Source organism: Halobacteriovorax sp. JY17 (genome assembly GCF_002753895.1).
In the GTDB taxonomy this organism is placed as follows: domain Bacteria; phylum Bdellovibrionota; class Bacteriovoracia; order Bacteriovoracales; family Bacteriovoracaceae; genus Halobacteriovorax.
On the sequence record NZ_NJER01000001.1, the window covers coordinates 678,718 to 694,966 of the forward strand.

A 16,249-nucleotide genomic window follows, 5' to 3' on the forward strand; every position below is an offset into this window, starting at 1 on the left:
TATGATCGGAAGAAGTGCCTCTCCAGGCTTTGCCTATGGAAAAATTCTAGTTTTAGAAGACCTCCTTGATTCTGTTAGTGAATCAAAGTCAACTGATGTTGATAAAGATATTTCAAAACTAGAGGAAGTCACTTCAGAAGTTGTTAAAGCATTAGAAGAGATTTCAAGTGTTTCAACTCTAAAAGAGCAAAGAGAAATTTTTGAAGCTCATACTATGCTTGCGGCCGATCCAAGCTTTAAGAAAGAGATCATTAAGTTTATTCAAAAAGAAAAATACTCTCTGGCCTTTGCTGTTAAATCAGCAGGTCTAAAATACATGGCCCAATTCGAAGCACTAGAAGATGATTACTTTAAAGAGCGAGCCCTAGATATTAAAGATATTACGGCCCGTTTTCTCTCCGTTATTTTAGGGCGCCCATTTGCAAACCTAAAAGATTTAACAGAAGAAGTGATTCTTGTCGCCAAGGACTTAACACCTTCTCAGACCTCGCAGATTAATAAAGAATTTGTAAAAGGGTTTATTACAGAACTTGGTGGCGTAACTTCTCATACGGCAATTATCGCAAGGACGATTCAGGTTCCAGCAATAGTAGGAGTAAGAGATCTTTTAAGCTCTCTTACTAATGCCCAATCAATTGCTATGGATGGTCTCTCTGGAAGTTTTCATATTGATCCTTCTTCCGAAATTATTTCTAAGTGGGATAGTGAAATTGAAAGAGAGAAAGAGTTACAACTTATTCTTAATAACTACAAAGAGAAGCCAACAATTACTTCTGATGGTGTCGCCCTTAAAGTTTTTGGAAATATCTCATCCGTTGAAGATGCTAAAGCTGTTCGAGATGCTGGCGCTGAAGGGGTTGGTCTACTTAGAACAGAATTTCTCTTTATGGAGACGAACTCTGCACCAAGTGAAGAGAAGCAATTTAACTTCTATAAGCAAATTGCAGAAGTCATGGTTGATCGACCAGTTACAATTAGAACTTTGGATATTGGCGGTGACAAAGAGGTGAGTTATCTCAATCTTGAAAAAGAAGATAATCCCTTTCTTGGCTATAGAGCGATTAGAATTTGCCTTGATAGAGTAGACCTCTTCAAAGATCAGCTGCGAGCAATTCTTAGAGCATCTGCTTTTGGTCATTTAAAAATTATGTTACCAATGATTGCAACTTGCGGTGAAATAAGAAGGGCAAAGGAAATTATTGAAGAATGTAAGCTTGAACTAAGTGAGAAAGGTATCCCTTTTAATGAAAGAATTCCCGTAGGAATAATGATTGAGATTCCGGCAGCTGCGATTATGGCGGATAAGCTTGCGGAGGAAGTAGACTTCTTCAGTATCGGAACCAACGATCTTATTCAATATACTGTTGCTGTAGATCGCATGAACGATAAGATTGCTGACCTCTATTCTTACTTTGACCCTTCAGTGATTAGGCTTATAAAGATGACTATCGACGGAGCGAAAGCAAGTGGAATTGAAGTTGGAATGTGTGGTTCCATGGCCTCTGAGCTTGCTCTAACAGAGCTTCTTGTAGGTTTAGGTCTCACATCTTTTAGTGTGACTTCAGGAAGTGTTACTTCTGTTCGAAAGAATATTATTGAATCAAGCAAAGCCGAAAGCGAAGGTCTTATTCCTTCAATTTTAGAGCAAGCGGATAGAGAAGGAATTCTTCGTCTTTTAAGTGAGTTACCAAGTCACTAAGCTGTAATATTTCTAACAGTCTATGTAAATATTACTAAAATCATCATCTATTTCTCAGATTGCTGTAATCTGCCTTAGTAAATTTTAAATTTGGGATTATTATGAAAATCAAAGTATTACTTCTACTTTTCTTAGTAGCTGCACCTACTCTTAGTAGTGCAAAATCAGCAAATATCTGGGCATCTATTCCTTTCATTAGAGGAGCTGATCTCTGCCAATACAATCAAGCCTATTCTCAGACAAGAAGTGAGTATATGCACGATATGACCTCTATGGCGAGCGAGCTAATGGGAGCAGGAGCAAAGGGAAAGGAAGCGCTAGAAATGCTTGTGGCCTTCGATGCTCTCTACGATAAGAATTTAAGACTAGCAATGCAATATAAGTATATGGATGTAACCTTAGAGAATACTCTTAAAAGTTACCTCGATTCATACTATCTTTCTTTCCCAGTAAGAGAGAGAAAAGTTCGCTTTAAGCATATGAATGATATTCGCTCAATTATTAGAGCTGTTAACAATGGTCAGAGAGTAGGGAATATGCCTGCTGACTCATACTCGCTTGTTGACTATATTGCCTACGGTTCATACTCACTGGCACCAAATTGTAATGGAAATATTCAAGTTACAATCACACTTGTTGGAAGTGATGGTTTTACAAAGAATTTTCAAGATCTAGGAAAACCATCAGTCGTTATGTCACAAATTGCTTCAAGAATTTTTGAAACATTTGAGAGAACTCAATTTCCTTCGACTATCAATATGAATGGAAGATCAATTACGCTTCTTGGAACTCCAAATGGAAGCATTGGTGATACATTTGATCCTCGTGATGCTATGAGAACTTGTAGCTACATGGGTGGACGCCTTCCTAATTCAACAGAACTTGAAATGATCTCTGCTTACGGTGACTGGAATGGAGGAGTTGGAATTGGTCAATCAGTTTGGGCAATCGCTCAAGGCTCAAGTGCCATGGTTTACCATCCAGGACTTAGAAATCCATCACCAGTTAGAAGTATGCATGCAGTTAATACGAGAAATTTTAAATATTATTGTGTGAGATAAATTGAGGGGATTTTAAAAATCTCTACCCGTACCCCATATAATTACCATTATGTGGGGTGGCCATTGGGGGAGTTATTTGAGCCTATTTCTAGTATTTTACCTTATCTCCTAGTTTTCATCTTCTAGGAAAATCTATCCCTGACAAATCATATGGCCTCACTGGGTCAATCCATCCTGGACGAATTATTGTGGGAATTCTATGAAGATTATTCTCAAGCTTTCTGATTAATTCTTCTTCTTTTCCAAAGTCTTTATAGCCTTCATAGAATAATTGATGATCCCAATCTATCGACTTTAAAGTTCTTTCAAATTGGTTCTTATTTTGTAAAATTTGTCCGTACAAATCACCGTCAGTTTTTACCAAATCAAGAACGCGCTCATATATATTTCTATATTTTAAATATGTCCTATCTAAATGATTTGATAAATCTGAGGCTTGATTTTTAATCGCTGAAATTTTTAATTTGGCTTCATTTCCATAGTATCCAGCACGGGCCATTTCTTGGCATTTTTCGCCATTTGAAGGAAAGTAATCCCTTAAAAGATTTTCTAATTTTCTACGAGATTTACATTGCTTATCTAGTTGAACAAAATTTTCAATTTTTGAATTTGAACTTAAGTTTATGAGGCAATCCTTGGCAAGGTAAAGTTCATAATCAATATCTGAGCTTAAGCAATGATCTATCCAAAAATTTTCAACCAGATAGTCGATTGAATCATTTTGTTCAAGTAATAGGGTAATTTCTTCATCTAGATTTTGAGATTCTTCTTTCTCAAATTTCTCCACAAGATTTTCCTGCAAGTCATAGCCCCAGTCCTCACCTTCTTTGTTTTCTAGCGCAGCTTCTAGTTCATACTCATCAGCACTACGATCTAAGACTCTCTTGTATACATTAGAGATAATTTTCTCATTGATAAAAGTTAAGAGTTCTTCACTTAAATTAAATTTTGGATAAACAAAGAAGAGATTTTCTTCTGGAGTAATAATATCTTTAACAGTAAAAAGGACGAAATCCTTATCTAATTTCATCGCTCTACGATATTGCCACTTAAAGAGATAAGAGTTTAGTCTTAGAATACTCTTTTCGCAATCAAGTCCTCTATATGAATTTTGATCATTAAAGGCCTTATATTGATTAAGGGTATTTTCTCTATCTATGGAATAATCACCATACAAACTAATTGTATCAATCTTTCCATAACTTTCACTTTGTTGAAATTTAGTGTTGAGCATGCCTTTCACATTTAAATCGCAGACTCTATTATCTGCGAACTCTCTTGCAGGATTCGAGCCTATAAAGGAGTGAGTTCCTATAACTTTTGCTTCAACCAGAATATCTTCTTTCGTGACATTGAAATTCTTATCCATTACTCGTACAGGAAACTTTCTTTCAAGCAAGACTTCATTAATATTTTTCATTTCATCACAATAGACGTTAGACGAAAGTAAAATTAATAAAGGTATTATCTTTTTTAGCGTACTCATTCTTCTCTCCTTATAACTATAACTCTCCTACTAAAAGCAATTCAAAGGCCAACCCAAAGGAACCAATTTCTAACGTCTTAAGGAAATGTGACGCAGTTTACCTGTTCCAGATGTGAAACGTGTTTCTAAAGTGGAACGGCTCTTAAACTAATTTTCAGCCACTTAACAGTCTTAAAAACTGGCACCAAATAAGCATTACTGGATGTACAAGAAATTTTAATCAAGAAAGGGGAAAAGCATGAATGCAAAGAAATGGATTACAAGCGCATTAATTCTAATGAGCGCAAACTCAATGGCCGCAGGTGGTTTTGCGGAAGCCAGATGTGCTGCGTGGGGAGATAATCTTACGCAACCTCAGGCAGCTGAGAGATGGAAATGGGCCATGAAGTGTGACGTGGCCAATAGTAGAATTCTTTGGACATATAGAGAGTACACGGCACCTGACGGTTCTAAGAGACCTGCCTACCCGATCTACGGTCTCTTAGATCAAGACTATAAGAAAGAACCTTCAAATCCTTTAGGATGGTTTCCACCAAAGAGCGCAAGCGCTGATTGTAATATTCCAGAGAATTATGAAATCGTAGGTTTCTGCGCAGGCGGTTGTTACACAGCAGATCAGCTCATCCTAGTTGATGGAAGAGAATTATTTATTAAAGATATGCTTGAATCTGAAATTAAGAACGTAATGACTCTAGATCAAGATTCAACCCTAGACTCAATCGCAACTAAGCCTGGAAAAGTCTTTTCTTATATGAAGTCTATCGTTAGCGGAGTTCATCCAATAATTAAGCTTACAACTGATAGCGGGAAGAACTTAAGCGTAACACTAGAGCATCCTCTCGTAAAAGCTGACGGAACTTTCATTGTGGCCCAAGACTTAGAAGTTGGATCTAAATTACTTAATGAGTTTGGAGAAATTGAAGTTGTCACTTCTATTGCTCAAGAGGAAGTTGAAGGAAAAGTTTACAACCTAAGAACAGAAGGTGCAGAAGAAACTGACCGTGTCATCGTTGCTCAAGGCTTACTCAATGGAGACTTAACAGTTCAGCAAAGAAAGGCCAACAAGGCCAATCAAGTACTCCTTAGAAAGAAGATGATTCGTGGAGAATTAATTAAATAGTAAGTAGTTTTTTCTATGCTGACTCCTTTGAGTCAGCATTTTCTAGGATATTTTATGAGAACAAAATTAGCGCAAATACTTTTAATTTCAGCAATAGGACTTGGATGCGATAAGTCTCCAGCCAGCGATACTATTGCTCCAAAGAAGACAATATCTAGTCAGAGAAGTTTTGAGTGTATTGCTCCATCGTTTGACAATAATTTTGACATTGATTCTTGTGCTATTTCAGCGTGTGAGTACGCTGGCGGAGAGTTTAGAGATGATGGATGTGAATGTAGCGAGGGAAGAAGTTTTGTCTATGAAGAGATTCCTAAATGTCTAGAAGTGGAAAAAATTATTTCAATAGATAGAAACGTTAGAGATGAACATGAGTTAATAAATTACTCTATCTTTACGGAAGAAAATCTCTATTCGACAAGTGTCTATAATTTTGACTTATCTTCAATAATAGAAGAGACAAACTTCGCTAATTTCGTTGCTCCAAACTTCCTAACGCTATATTACTTAGAGGATCAAAGAACTATTTCAAAGGAGATGGTCTCTAAGTCTACAGTTCTTCCAAATGTCTTTATTAGAAAGTCTTTTGGAGATATCTCCCCTATTGAATCAGTACGTTTTCACTCAAGTATAGAATTGTCTGAGGAAGCTCCTTACTATTCACAGGTCATTGATTATCTAGGTACTAACTTTAATGTAGATGAATCTTATTACTACTCTGATAAAGGCTGTTTAGAACATTGTAAGAAAGTCATGCATATCCTAGATGGTGATCTTGTTATAAAGAGAACAAGAGAATTCTTCAAAGGAATTTTGGCCTTTGACTATATAACTATAAGAGAAGAAGAATTAAATATCCTATCTGCTAGGTACGACTTATTGGGAAGAACTATTCTTGTTATTGATAAAGGGCAAGCGAATAATCCAATAATTAACTATCAGCTTTACTCGTTCTCTATGAAAGCAAGCGGAGAGAATTTATCTACAATAGTTGACGAGTCTAATGACTTAAGAATTAAGACTGCTAAGAAGTATAACTGGGGTAACGTTGTTCTCTGCGATAATGGAATCTTGCCAAATGATAAAGGGAACTCCAAGAATGTTAATCTTCAAAAAGGTCCTAATCAAAACTCTGTTTACGGTTGGCTAACAGATGTTGCTGATCAAAGTGACTACTTAAATGGAGTTGTAAACTTAAATGAGCTAGGCTCTGGAGTAAAAGGCGCAAGCTCTCACGCCAGAGCAGTTTTCAACTATATGAATATGGTGAATGTAGCCTCTATTAGCCTAAATAGTTGTCTTCATGATTTTAACAATTGGGCCCCAAATACATTTAAAGAAGGCTTTCGTGTAGTAAATTACTCATACTCCGATTACTTAGATAAGAATGCTTGTCTAACGAATCATATCTGGAGTGAGGTTGATAAGAATCCACTTTCAAAAGAAATGCTATGGGTCTTTGCTGCGGGGAATGAGAAGTCCTACCTAACACCTGAAACGGCAACACTTTGCCCGCAGAACATTTTAGCGAAGAGAGAGAACGTCCTCATAGTGGGAAGTGATCTTGGTTTTGGAGGGGTCTCTAATCGCGGTGAAAAGTATGTCGATATATTTGCAGATGCTCCCTCTACTTCAACTGCAACAGCTATCATTAGCTCTCTCGCCGGCAATATTGCCAAGAAGTATCCTGATCTTGAAGTCTCTAGAATCAGAAGAGCCATTATGGCATCCGCTGAAGATGAAGGACTTCCTTCTCGAAGTAAAGGAAGGGTTGACTCTGATCGTGCTTTTAAAGCAGCTGATCTGTTATCGAAAAAACCAAGAATTGATAATTATAAATTACTAAAAGAAGTTCACTGTAATGGAAGAAGTCTCTTTTGTTCTGTGGACGAATCTTGGACCGAAAGATTCTAACAGGAGATTCATATGAAGAAGAAATTTACGCTTTCAAAAAAGAAAATGAACTACATACTTGCCATTATTTTTCTAACCCTAGGTTTTAGAGAATTAAGAAGTGATAGTAATAAAGATTTAATTAAGAATCTCAACTCTAGTGAGAAACTACAAAAGCTTTTGCCTTTTAAGTCTAAAGAAGTTCAGCAGAGCAAAGTAAAAAAGAAAGAAGCTTTATTGAAAAAGCAGAATAGCTTAATAAAGCATCAACAACTTAGAGCAAAGGCAATTCTATCAAGAGAAGAAAGAGAAGAACTTGATCGTTACTTTATGAACTCAAGAAATATTCGAATCGCTTACCTGACACTCTTATCAAAAGATTTTTCAAATCTAGATGAATCTATTGAAAAGAGAATTGATGCCACAAATTTTCTCATAGATGGTCTTCAACGAAAGCATATTGACAGAAGTGAGCTTATTAAATCGACTGAAATGTTCCTACTAAGTAGCAATGAAGAAGATACGCAGGATACAGATATCAGAAGAGCGATTGTTGGAGATAAAGTTGATCTCTACAATGCCCTTATCAACTTTGCGCCAGAAGGCGCTAAGAGATTTAAGAGAAATTACATGAGCGAAAGACTAGAGAAAGTCATTCAATACGTTGAACTAAATAAACAAAGAAATAGAGGTTAAGATGAAGAAGCTAATTTTATTTATAATAATAGGACTTTTAAGTTCTCCCCTTCTCTCAAAAGAGTATGTGATTACTTCTAGTAACAAGCTCTCAGCTGAGTTAGGAGCTGGCTACAATTCTGAAGAAGAAACATTTGTCGGAAATTGTGTGACAGGACAACCTGTCTATGTGGGAAAACAGGAATCAAATTTAGACTTTTCACAGTCTATTAGTCAAAAACAGTTATCGAAGGAGCTTGGTATTGCCGCCGGAGGAAGGGCCAGAATGGGAGCAGTCACCTATTCCGCTTCTGCGAAATTCTTAAAGAGCTCTACGAGTAACTCTTTTTCAATTTCATCGATCTATACGGGTAATTACTCCTTTAGACAAAGAAAGTTAAAAGATCCAAAACTTAATGAGATTGGCAAGAAATGGGCCGGGCATCCAGAGAGATTTCAAAGAACTTGTGGAGACAACTTCTCTCATAAGCAAAGTTTAGGCGCGAAAATTTTCTTTAGTATCAGACTAGATTTTACAAGTAAGAAGGCAAAGCAAACCTTTGAAGCAAATTTCAGTATGAGTGGTCCAATGGCCTCAGCAAGTGCCAGCTTAAAGCAGGCCAAGAACTCTTTCTCTAAAGACACTAAGGTGACAATTACTGCTCTTCAAATCGGAGGAGATGTCTCAAAGATTTCTGATATATTCTATTCTGAAGATGGTAATGGTTCAAAAGACTTTGTAAGCTGCAGTTTTGGGGACCTAGAAAAATGCGAGAATGTTCTCTCTAATGCTATTAAGTATGCCACAGATACAACTGTGGGTTTTCCGTCTCAGATAAAGCCAGAGACTGATATGAACTCACCTATTGGACCTGCTGTTCTTAGCACCTATGCATACTCTTATGAACTCATGGGAGAATATATTAATTTCTCTCCAGCATTAACAAGAGCAATTAAAGCAACAAGAAGAAATCTAAGTGCCTTGTTTGAAGATATTTTTTCGCAACATAATTTAACATACACTTTGATCAACAATGGGACAGTGAGACTCAGCCCAAGACAGAGAAGCAAATTTGTTGAAATGGAAACAAAGATCTACACACAAATGTATTCACTGGCTGAGGGGATTGAAGATTGCTACCAATCACCTCTTGAGTGTCATGCTGTGTGGGAAGAGTTTGAGCCTAGTAGCGCTACAGGGATAAGCTTGTTTATAGAAGAGGATTTTAATGTAGAGAAAGAAATATTTGCTCAGTGGTGTGACTTTGGAAACTCATCTTTTGCTACAGAGGCCACTCAATTATCAATAAATGCTCTCCTAGAAGAAGCTAAAGAGATTGAACCCGATGCATTCGCTCCTCCAGGGGCAGGTATCACAGTCGATGCTTGCTATATTGCTGGAACAGTTTTAGAAAAACAGAGAATATTAAAACTTACCAATAAGAATCTAAGTGACTTAAGAGTGCTCGAAACACTTCCGCAATTAACGGAGCTAGATTTAAGTGGAAATAATATTGAAGACCTCTCTTCTCTTGCAAAACTAGAGAAGTTGACAAGATTAATTCTTAAAGAGAATAAGATCCGAGATCTCTCACCACTTTCACGTCTATTTAATTTAGTAAATCTTGAATTATCAGATAACGAAATTGAAATGACAAACTCTCTTGCCAATCTAGGTAAGATTAGATTTTTAGATTTAAGAAATAACGGAATTAATATTACTTGTCCATTTAGTGAAGATGGTATCTGTCTCATTGCTGATTATAGATATAATAACGAGTTCATTCCTTTAACTAGGAATCATTTAAACCTTCCTTCTAGACTTGGCCATAGGGTATCTAAACTAGAAAATGGTGACTTAATTATTACGGGAGGATTGTCAGATTCAAGTACGGGGAATGCTATTGGAATTCTCTCTAATTTTCAAACGGAGTTCTTTGCTGCAGGAAAAGTCTCTAAGCAGAGATCATTTCACACATCGACAGTTCTTGATGACAATTCCATTCTCTTGACTGGAGGATGGGGATCAAATACATCCGCAGAAGTTTACGATTCGACACAAGGAATGAGTCGCCAAATCCAGGAGATGAATTTCCCAAGGGTAGAGCACGTTGCCACGAAATTAGATTCAGGAAATGTTCTCATCACTGGTGGCTGGAAAGGGAGAAATCAATTCTGGACAGGAAGAGACTCTCAGGCAACAGCTGAAATATATGATACTAAGAAGCAAGTCTTTCTAAGTGTTGGATCAATGAGAGTTCCAAGGGCCGGTCACACGATGACAAAGTTAAATGATGGTCGTGTTCTCATTATTGGAGGATTTAAAGTTGATCACCAAGGATTAGGAGAAGGTATTTCAAGTGCAGAGATTTTTGATCCAAAGTTTAATAGATTCATCAAGATCAATTCTAGACTTCACTTTGGTCGAGGACATCATACGGCAACAAAGTTAAGAGATGGTCGTGTTCTCATTACGGGAGGCTTTAACAAAGAAAATAAGGCCGTAAATAGATTTGAAATATTTAACCCAGAAACAGAAACTTTTAGCCTGATAAAAGAAGAAATGAATGAAGCTCGAGCCTATCATCAAGCGGTTCTTCTTCCGGACGGGAAGATCTTCATAGTGGGTGGTGAAGTGGAGCACTTTCCAAGAAGAAATACGAGTGATGAATGCAAGACTTGTTCAAAAACAGCGGAGATCTATGACCCGTACTCAGGGATCTCAACAAAGACTACGGCTGAAATGAATGTGCCAAGATCACAATTTAGTGCCACTCTAACTAATGATAATAGAATCATTATCATTGGAGGAAAGGGGAATGATGCAAGATTTAGCGCTTCAATGTTTGAATTTTCAGAATTTTAGATAAAGACAAAGGGGGGAGAGAGACTTCTCTCCCCTATTTACTTAGTAAGCTAAATTATTACATTCTTTTGCATTATAACCATTCTCGCTTCGGCACTTCTTCAAAAGAGATAATTTTCTCTCAACAATTTCAAAGCACTTCTTCTTAATAAAAGAAACCTCTATCTTTTTACAGTAGAAAGTATCTCCCATGCGAATCGCCTCGTCTCTTAAGTTATTGTCCTTATCAAAGTAGCTTGCAAGAAATATAGAAATAATCACAAGTGCACCTACTAAGTAGAGAGCTATTTTCTTTACCAACTTAGATACTCTTTTCTATTAAAATATTGAGCATCCTTCTTACAGGTTCAGCCGCTCCCCAAAGAAGTTGATCGCCGCAGGTAAAAGCATTTAAGTACTCACCGCCAAGATTCATTTTTCTAAGTCTTCCAATTGGAATATCTAAAGTTCCACTTACTGCCGCAGGTGTAAGATGTGCTCGCGTACTTTCAGGAGAGTTTTCAATAATTCTCACCCAGTCGTTATGAGAAGAGATCATTTCAGTTATTTCATTTAGTGGAATATCTCTTTTTAATTTGATCGTAAAGGCCTGAGAGTGACATCTCATCGTCCCAATACGAACACAAGTTCCATCAATTGGAATGATATTATCTCTTCTTCCAAGAATTTTATTTGTCTCTGAAATTCCCTTCCACTCCTCTCTTGTTTGTCCTGCATCTACAGCTGAGTCAATCCAAGGAATGAGGTTTCCGGCCAGAGGTGCTCCAAAACAGCTTGTATCGAGGGAATTATCTCTAAATGAATTAGTTACAATTCTATCCACTTCTATAATATCTTTCGAAAGTGTTTGATCCATATTTACAAAATTAGAGCCAATTGTATGCATTTGAGTGAGGAGCTCTTTCATATGTCTCGCGCCGCCACCAGAAGCAGCTTGGTAAGTCATAGAAGTTAACCATTCAATAGCATCATTTTTAAAGAGTCCGCCTAGGGCCATCATCATTAGGGAAACAGTACAATTTCCTCCCACAAAGTCCTTAATACCTTTATCAAGTCCTTCATCTATTACGTTTCTATTTACTGGATCTAAAACGATGATACTCGTCTCTTCCATTCGAAGCGCGCTAGCAGCGTCAATCCAGTAACCACTCCACCCACTCTTTCTTAAGGCTGAGTGGACCGCCTTTGTATAATCTCCTCCTTGGCAGGTGAGAATTATATCCATCGCCTTAAGTTCATCTATATTCATTGCATCTTTTAAAATCTTATCAGTTGAGTAAGACGGTGCTGCAAGTCCTACTTGAGAAGTTGAAAAGAAGTAAGATTCAAATTGATCAAAATCATTTAACTCATTCATTCTGTCCATCAAGACAGAGCCAACCATTCCTCTCCAACCTACAAAACCTACTTTCTTCATCATTTCTATCCTTAAAAAAGAAAATTATCTTAAAACAAGCCACAATATTGATAGTTTTTTATCTTTTTGTAAATCTTAGTTGAATAATTGAGTACTTTTAGTTAGCATTTTCATATTGAAGAGGCGCATGGCTTAGGTAGTTTACAGGAAGATTTTTGGATCTCGTGAATGTAGATGAGGGAAGACTTGCCGAAGTAAGTTAATCCAAAATAGCGACTTACTGGTTACTAGGGCTGAATCCCTAGGACTGTCACAGGCAATGTGGAGGACTTCTAGAAATTTATTTCTATCAGATATCCCCTTGCCCATTTTTACAGACAAAGCGCTACTTGGAGAAGTACATGACTAAAATTATTGTTTCAAAATTTGGTGGAAGTTCAATGGCCGATGCTGTTGCCATGAAGAGATCGGCTGGCGTGGCCCTAGAGCATTCAGCAAACTTAGTAACCGTTTCTGCTACTTATGGAACAACAAATAATTTAATAAAACTCAGCGAACTTGCCCTTAACTCTACTTGGGAGGAGTGCGAAGTCGTTATAAATGAGATAGTAGAAAAGCATCATAGTATTGCCCGCGATTTAGAGCTTGTGGACCTTACTGAATTAGAAAGTCTTCTTAGTGAAGTAAGAACAATCTCCAAGGGAATTAATCTTCTTAGAGATTGTTCTGCCAAGGCCTTTGATGCTATCCAATCTCTAGGTGAAAGGATGTCATCGCTTCTCTTTACCAGAGCAATGGAAATAGTCTGGAATGGAAAGAAACCTGTTGAAAATTTCGATGTGAGAAGAGTTCTTAGAACTGATGATCAATTTGGAAAGGCGCAACCCTTAATTGGAGAAATTCGACTTCTTTGTGATGAACATCTCGCCAAATGCAAAACGGGAGAAGTTGTCTATGTCACTCAAGGGTTTATTGGACAAAATGAAGAAGGTCACACTACCACTCTAGGACGTGGTGGAAGTGATTATAGTGCCGCACTTTTAGCGGAGGGCTTAGGTGCCGACATCCTGCAAATTTGGACAGATGTCGCAGGGATTGCCACAACTGACCCAAGAATTGTTCCAAGCGCAAAGCTTATGAGTGAGATCACGTTCTCAGAAGCCGCTGAGCTTGCGACTTTTGGAGCAAAGATTCTTCACCCAACAACTCTAACTCCTGCTCTTAGAGAGGGAATCTCTGTCTATGTGGGATCAAGCTACGAACCTCTTGCGAAAGGAACTTGGATAAGAAGAGAATGTAGTGAGGCTCCACTCATTAGAGCGATGGCGCTAAAGAAAGATCAGAGTCTTCTAACATTGAGTACACCTAAAATGCTCCACTCCCACGGCTTTCTCTACGAAATTTTTAAAATATTCAACCAACATAAAATTAGTGTTGATAGTATTACAACCTCAGAAATTTCTGTCTCTCTAACAATTGAGGATTCTACTCTACTAAACAAGAAATTGATTACAGAATTAGAAACTCTTGCAACGGTAAATATTGAAGAAAATCTTTGCTTAGTGTCTCTAATAGGTAACAATATTAATCACACAGCAGGACTCGCTGGGCAAATATTTAATGCACTTGGTGATATCAATGTGCGCATGATTTGTTTAGGAGCATCGAAGCATAATTTTTGTTTCTTAGTTGACGAAGCAAGAGCGAATGATGCGGTAAAAGAATTGCATCATCACTTTATTGGAGCCTAATTTTGAAATACGCAATAATTGGAAATGGAAAGACCGGCTCTCATGTGGCAACAATTTTAAAAGAGAGAAACCAGTCTTTTGAAATATTTAATTCTACAAATAGAGTCACCAAAGAAAAGCTTAAAGATTTCGATGTGGGAATCTGCTTTGTCAACGGTCCAGTTTTTGAATCCCTTGCAGAAGAATTAATAGCATCGAAAATAAATATTGTGACAGGGGCCACTGGCCTTGAGTGGAGTGAGGCTCTCTCTAAAAAAGTTAAAGATGGAAAGTGTAAATGGATAAAAGCTTCAAATTTCTCCATTGGAATGAATATCATTCATAAGATGATTACAGACTGTATGGCAAAGGCCCAATATCTCTTTGACGAATACGAATATAAGATTCATGAAGTCCATCACACTAAGAAACTAGACGCTCCTAGTGGAACAGCAATAAAATGGAAAGAGTGGGCCAAAGAGGATATCGACATTACACATGAGAGAATTGGTGATGTTGTTGGCGATCATATTATTGAACTTAAAACTTCAAATGAAATTATTACTCTTAGGCATCAGGCAACGGACAGAAGCATTTTTGCGACGGGGGCAATCAAGGCCTGCGACTATTTTGAAGACCTTGATTACGGTCTCTATGACTTTGAAGATCTCACTTTAAATAAATTACTGAACTAAGGAAGCTATATGAATTTAAATGAATACAAACTATGGACAGCTGTTATCACCCCAATGAAAGCAGACGGCTCCGTCCACTATGAAGACTTAACAAAAGTTCTTAGAGATCAAGAAAGTGCTGGAAACGGAATTCTTATTCTTGGAAGTACTGGTGAATCATTAAATTTAGACGAAGATGAGAAAGTAAAAATCCTAGAACACACACTCTCTCTTGGCCTTACGGCTCCTATCATGGTTGGAGTTGGTGGCATCAACTTAAACCAAACGAGAAGCTGGGTTGACTACCTTGAAACTTTAGATGTTCACGCTTACCTACTGGTAACTCCACTCTACGCTAAGCCTGGAAAGATTGGACAGTACGAATGGTTTAAGAGTCTACTTGAATCTAGCTCAAGACCTTGTATGCTCTATAATGTTCCGGGGAGAACGGGAGTGAAAATGTCTTTTGAGGCAATTGAAATGCTAAAAGATCATCCAAACTTCTGGGCAATAAAAGAAGCAAGTGGATCTACTGAAGATTTTGCAAAATATGTAGCAGCAGCTCCAAAGGCCCTTGTTTATAGTGGCGACGATGCTATGCTACCTGACTACACTCCTCTTGGAGCGAAAGGTCTTGTTTCAGTAGCTTCAAATGTTTGGGCAAAGAAAACTCATCTCTATGTAACTAAGGCCCTCGCTAACGAGCTAAATGCAGATGAGAAGAAACTTTGGAATGAATGTTCAAACTCACTCTTTATGGCCTCAAACCCAATACCTGTAAAAAGACTTATGCAGATTGATGGGCAAATTTCAACAAATGTTCTAAGAGCACCGTTAACACATAAAGAAATTGAAGATGACTCAATCCTTAGATCATCTCACTCAAAAATTAATGAATGGAATTAATAAAGGAAGAGATATGACAGAATTAAATTGGAAAGATGCACTAGACCTTTTAGAGAAAGGTGAAATTAGATCGGCTGAAAAAGTAGATGGTAAATGGGTTGCAAACGTTGCTGTTAAACAAGCTATTCTCGCATCATTTAAAGCGGGAAATCTGGTTGAGTTTTCTCACGAACACTTTCACGGTTTTGTAGATAAGCACAACCTTCCACCTCAGAAATTTACACCAGAACAAGGTGTGAGAATGGTTCCAGGAGGAACATCTGTTAGACGTGGTTCTTATATTGCTAAAGGGGTAATCCTAATGCCACCTGCCTATGTCAATGTGGGAGCTTATGTAGATGAAGGGACTATGATCGATTCACACGCCCTAGTTGGTTCGTGTGCTCAGATTGGAAAGAATGTTCACCTCTCAGCAGGGGTTCAAATCGGTGGAGTTCTTGAACCTGTAGGACTTGCTCCTGTGATTATAGAAGACAATGCCTTTATTGGTGCAGGTGCTGTTATCGTTGAAGGAATACAAGTTTTAAAGGGAGCTGTAATTGCTCCGGGAGTAATTCTCTCTAAAGGTGTTCCGGTTTACGATTGCGTAAATGAGAGAATGCTTGAAAAAGGTGAACCAATTCCTGAGAATGCGATTGTTGTTCCTGGAACAAGACCGGTGAACTCAAAACTTTCTTGGGCAAAAGAGATGGGACTCAATATGAACTGCGCCCTTATCGTAAAATTTAGAGATGAGAAGAGTGACGCTTCTTTAGAATTAGAGCAATTTTTAAGATAATAACGAA

General features: G+C 37.6%; 13 protein-coding genes and 1 riboswitch. Of the genes, 10 read left to right on the forward strand and 3 right to left on the reverse strand.

All coding sequences use genetic code 11. From position 1 onward, the window contains the following. Window position 1: 1 nt before the first annotated feature. Together ptsP and CES88_RS03080 are read left to right on the forward strand one after the other, a co-directional pair. Window positions 2–1,699: a phosphoenolpyruvate--protein phosphotransferase gene (ptsP, locus tag CES88_RS03075; protein WP_290730785.1), complete on the forward strand. Its 1,698-nt coding sequence runs from the start codon at window positions 2–4 to the stop codon at window positions 1,697–1,699. A 101-nt stretch (window positions 1,700–1,800) separates the two neighbouring features. Next, window positions 1,801–2,760 carry a hypothetical protein gene (locus CES88_RS03080; protein WP_290730787.1) on the forward strand — a complete coding sequence of 320 codons (960 nt, stop codon included), beginning with the start codon at window positions 1,801–1,803 and terminating at the stop codon, window positions 2,758–2,760. Between the two features lie 115 nt (window positions 2,761–2,875). Here CES88_RS03080 and CES88_RS03085 read toward each other — a convergent pair whose 3' ends face one another. Further along, window positions 2,876–4,246: a hypothetical protein gene (locus CES88_RS03085; protein ID WP_290730790.1), complete on the reverse strand. Its 1,371-nt coding sequence runs from the start codon at window positions 4,244–4,246 to the stop codon at window positions 2,876–2,878. A 238-nt stretch (window positions 4,247–4,484) separates the two neighbouring features. Between CES88_RS03085 and CES88_RS03090 the strand changes: the two genes are divergently transcribed. From CES88_RS03090 to CES88_RS03105, 4 genes are read left to right on the forward strand one after another with little or no spacing between them, the layout of a single operon-like run. After that, the gene (locus tag CES88_RS03090; RefSeq protein WP_290730792.1) at window positions 4,485–5,366 is read left to right on the forward strand and encodes a Hint domain-containing protein; all 882 of its coding nucleotides are present in this window, start codon (window positions 4,485–4,487) and stop codon (window positions 5,364–5,366) included. Window positions 5,367–5,420: 54 nt separating this feature from the next. Then, window positions 5,421–7,277: a S8 family serine peptidase gene (locus CES88_RS03095; protein ID WP_290730795.1), complete on the forward strand. Its 1,857-nt coding sequence runs from the start codon at window positions 5,421–5,423 to the stop codon at window positions 7,275–7,277. A 12-nt stretch (window positions 7,278–7,289) separates the two neighbouring features. Continuing rightward, entirely contained in the window at window positions 7,290–7,952 is a 663-nt protein-coding gene (locus CES88_RS03100; protein ID WP_290730798.1) for a hypothetical protein, read from the forward strand. A gap of 1 nt (window position 7,953) precedes the next feature. After that, the gene (locus CES88_RS03105; protein WP_290730800.1) at window positions 7,954–10,797 is read left to right on the forward strand and encodes a kelch repeat-containing protein; all 2,844 of its coding nucleotides are present in this window, start codon (window positions 7,954–7,956) and stop codon (window positions 10,795–10,797) included. 42 nt (window positions 10,798–10,839) lie between these two features. Here CES88_RS03105 and CES88_RS03110 read toward each other — a convergent pair whose 3' ends face one another. Together CES88_RS03110 and asd are read right to left on the reverse strand one after the other, a co-directional pair. Further along, window positions 10,840–11,097: a hypothetical protein gene (locus tag CES88_RS03110; protein WP_290730803.1), complete on the reverse strand. Its 258-nt coding sequence runs from the start codon at window positions 11,095–11,097 to the stop codon at window positions 10,840–10,842. 1 nt (window position 11,098) lies between these two features. Next, window positions 11,099–12,214, reverse strand: coding sequence for an aspartate-semialdehyde dehydrogenase (gene asd, locus CES88_RS03115; protein ID WP_365992773.1), 1,116 nt, complete (start codon window positions 12,212–12,214; stop codon window positions 11,099–11,101). Window positions 12,215–12,324: 110 nt separating this feature from the next. Further along, a riboswitch (Lysine riboswitch) is annotated at window positions 12,325–12,494 on the forward strand. Window positions 12,495–12,555: 61 nt separating this feature from the next. On the opposite strand from asd, the gene lysC reads away from it, so the two are divergent. From lysC to CES88_RS03135, 4 genes are read left to right on the forward strand one after another with little or no spacing between them, the layout of a single operon-like run. Further along, window positions 12,556–13,905, forward strand: coding sequence for a lysine-sensitive aspartokinase 3 (gene lysC, locus CES88_RS03120; protein WP_290730809.1), 1,350 nt, complete (start codon window positions 12,556–12,558; stop codon window positions 13,903–13,905). A gap of 2 nt (window positions 13,906–13,907) precedes the next feature. Beyond that, window positions 13,908–14,579: a dihydrodipicolinate reductase C-terminal domain-containing protein gene (locus CES88_RS03125; RefSeq protein ID WP_290730812.1), complete on the forward strand. Its 672-nt coding sequence runs from the start codon at window positions 13,908–13,910 to the stop codon at window positions 14,577–14,579. Between the two features lie 9 nt (window positions 14,580–14,588). Continuing rightward, on the forward strand, window positions 14,589–15,464 hold the full coding sequence (gene dapA / locus CES88_RS03130) for a 4-hydroxy-tetrahydrodipicolinate synthase (protein WP_290730815.1): 876 nt from the start codon (window positions 14,589–14,591) through the stop codon (window positions 15,462–15,464). Between the two features lie 13 nt (window positions 15,465–15,477). Further along, the gene (locus CES88_RS03135; RefSeq protein WP_290730818.1) at window positions 15,478–16,242 is read left to right on the forward strand and encodes a 2,3,4,5-tetrahydropyridine-2,6-dicarboxylate N-succinyltransferase; all 765 of its coding nucleotides are present in this window, start codon (window positions 15,478–15,480) and stop codon (window positions 16,240–16,242) included. The last annotated feature ends 7 nt before the right edge of the window (window positions 16,243–16,249 follow it).

Bases quoted from the DNA above. Each gene is read 5' to 3' on its own strand.
- CES88_RS03080 (WP_290730787.1), top strand. From the start codon at position 1,801: ATGAAAATCAAAGTATTACTTCTACTTTTCTTAGTAGCTGCACCTACT.
- CES88_RS03135 (WP_290730818.1), top strand. From the start codon at position 15,478: ATGACAGAATTAAATTGGAAAGATGCACTAGACCTTTTAGAGAAAGGT.
- CES88_RS03085 (WP_290730790.1), bottom strand. From the start codon at position 4,246: ATGAGTACGCTAAAAAAGATAATACCTTTATTAATTTTACTTTCGTCT.
- asd (WP_365992773.1), bottom strand. From the start codon at position 12,214: ATGAAGAAAGTAGGTTTTGTAGGTTGGAGAGGAATGGTTGGCTCTGTC.
- ptsP (WP_290730785.1), top strand. From the start codon at position 2: ATGATCGGAAGAAGTGCCTCTCCAGGCTTTGCCTATGGAAAAATTCTA.
- CES88_RS03090 (WP_290730792.1), top strand. From the start codon at position 4,485: ATGAATGCAAAGAAATGGATTACAAGCGCATTAATTCTAATGAGCGCA.
- lysC (WP_290730809.1), top strand. From the start codon at position 12,556: ATGACTAAAATTATTGTTTCAAAATTTGGTGGAAGTTCAATGGCCGAT.
- CES88_RS03100 (WP_290730798.1), top strand. From the start codon at position 7,290: ATGAAGAAGAAATTTACGCTTTCAAAAAAGAAAATGAACTACATACTT.
- CES88_RS03095 (WP_290730795.1), top strand. From the start codon at position 5,421: ATGAGAACAAAATTAGCGCAAATACTTTTAATTTCAGCAATAGGACTT.
- CES88_RS03105 (WP_290730800.1), top strand. From the start codon at position 7,954: ATGAAGAAGCTAATTTTATTTATAATAATAGGACTTTTAAGTTCTCCC.
- dapA (WP_290730815.1), top strand. From the start codon at position 14,589: ATGAATTTAAATGAATACAAACTATGGACAGCTGTTATCACCCCAATG.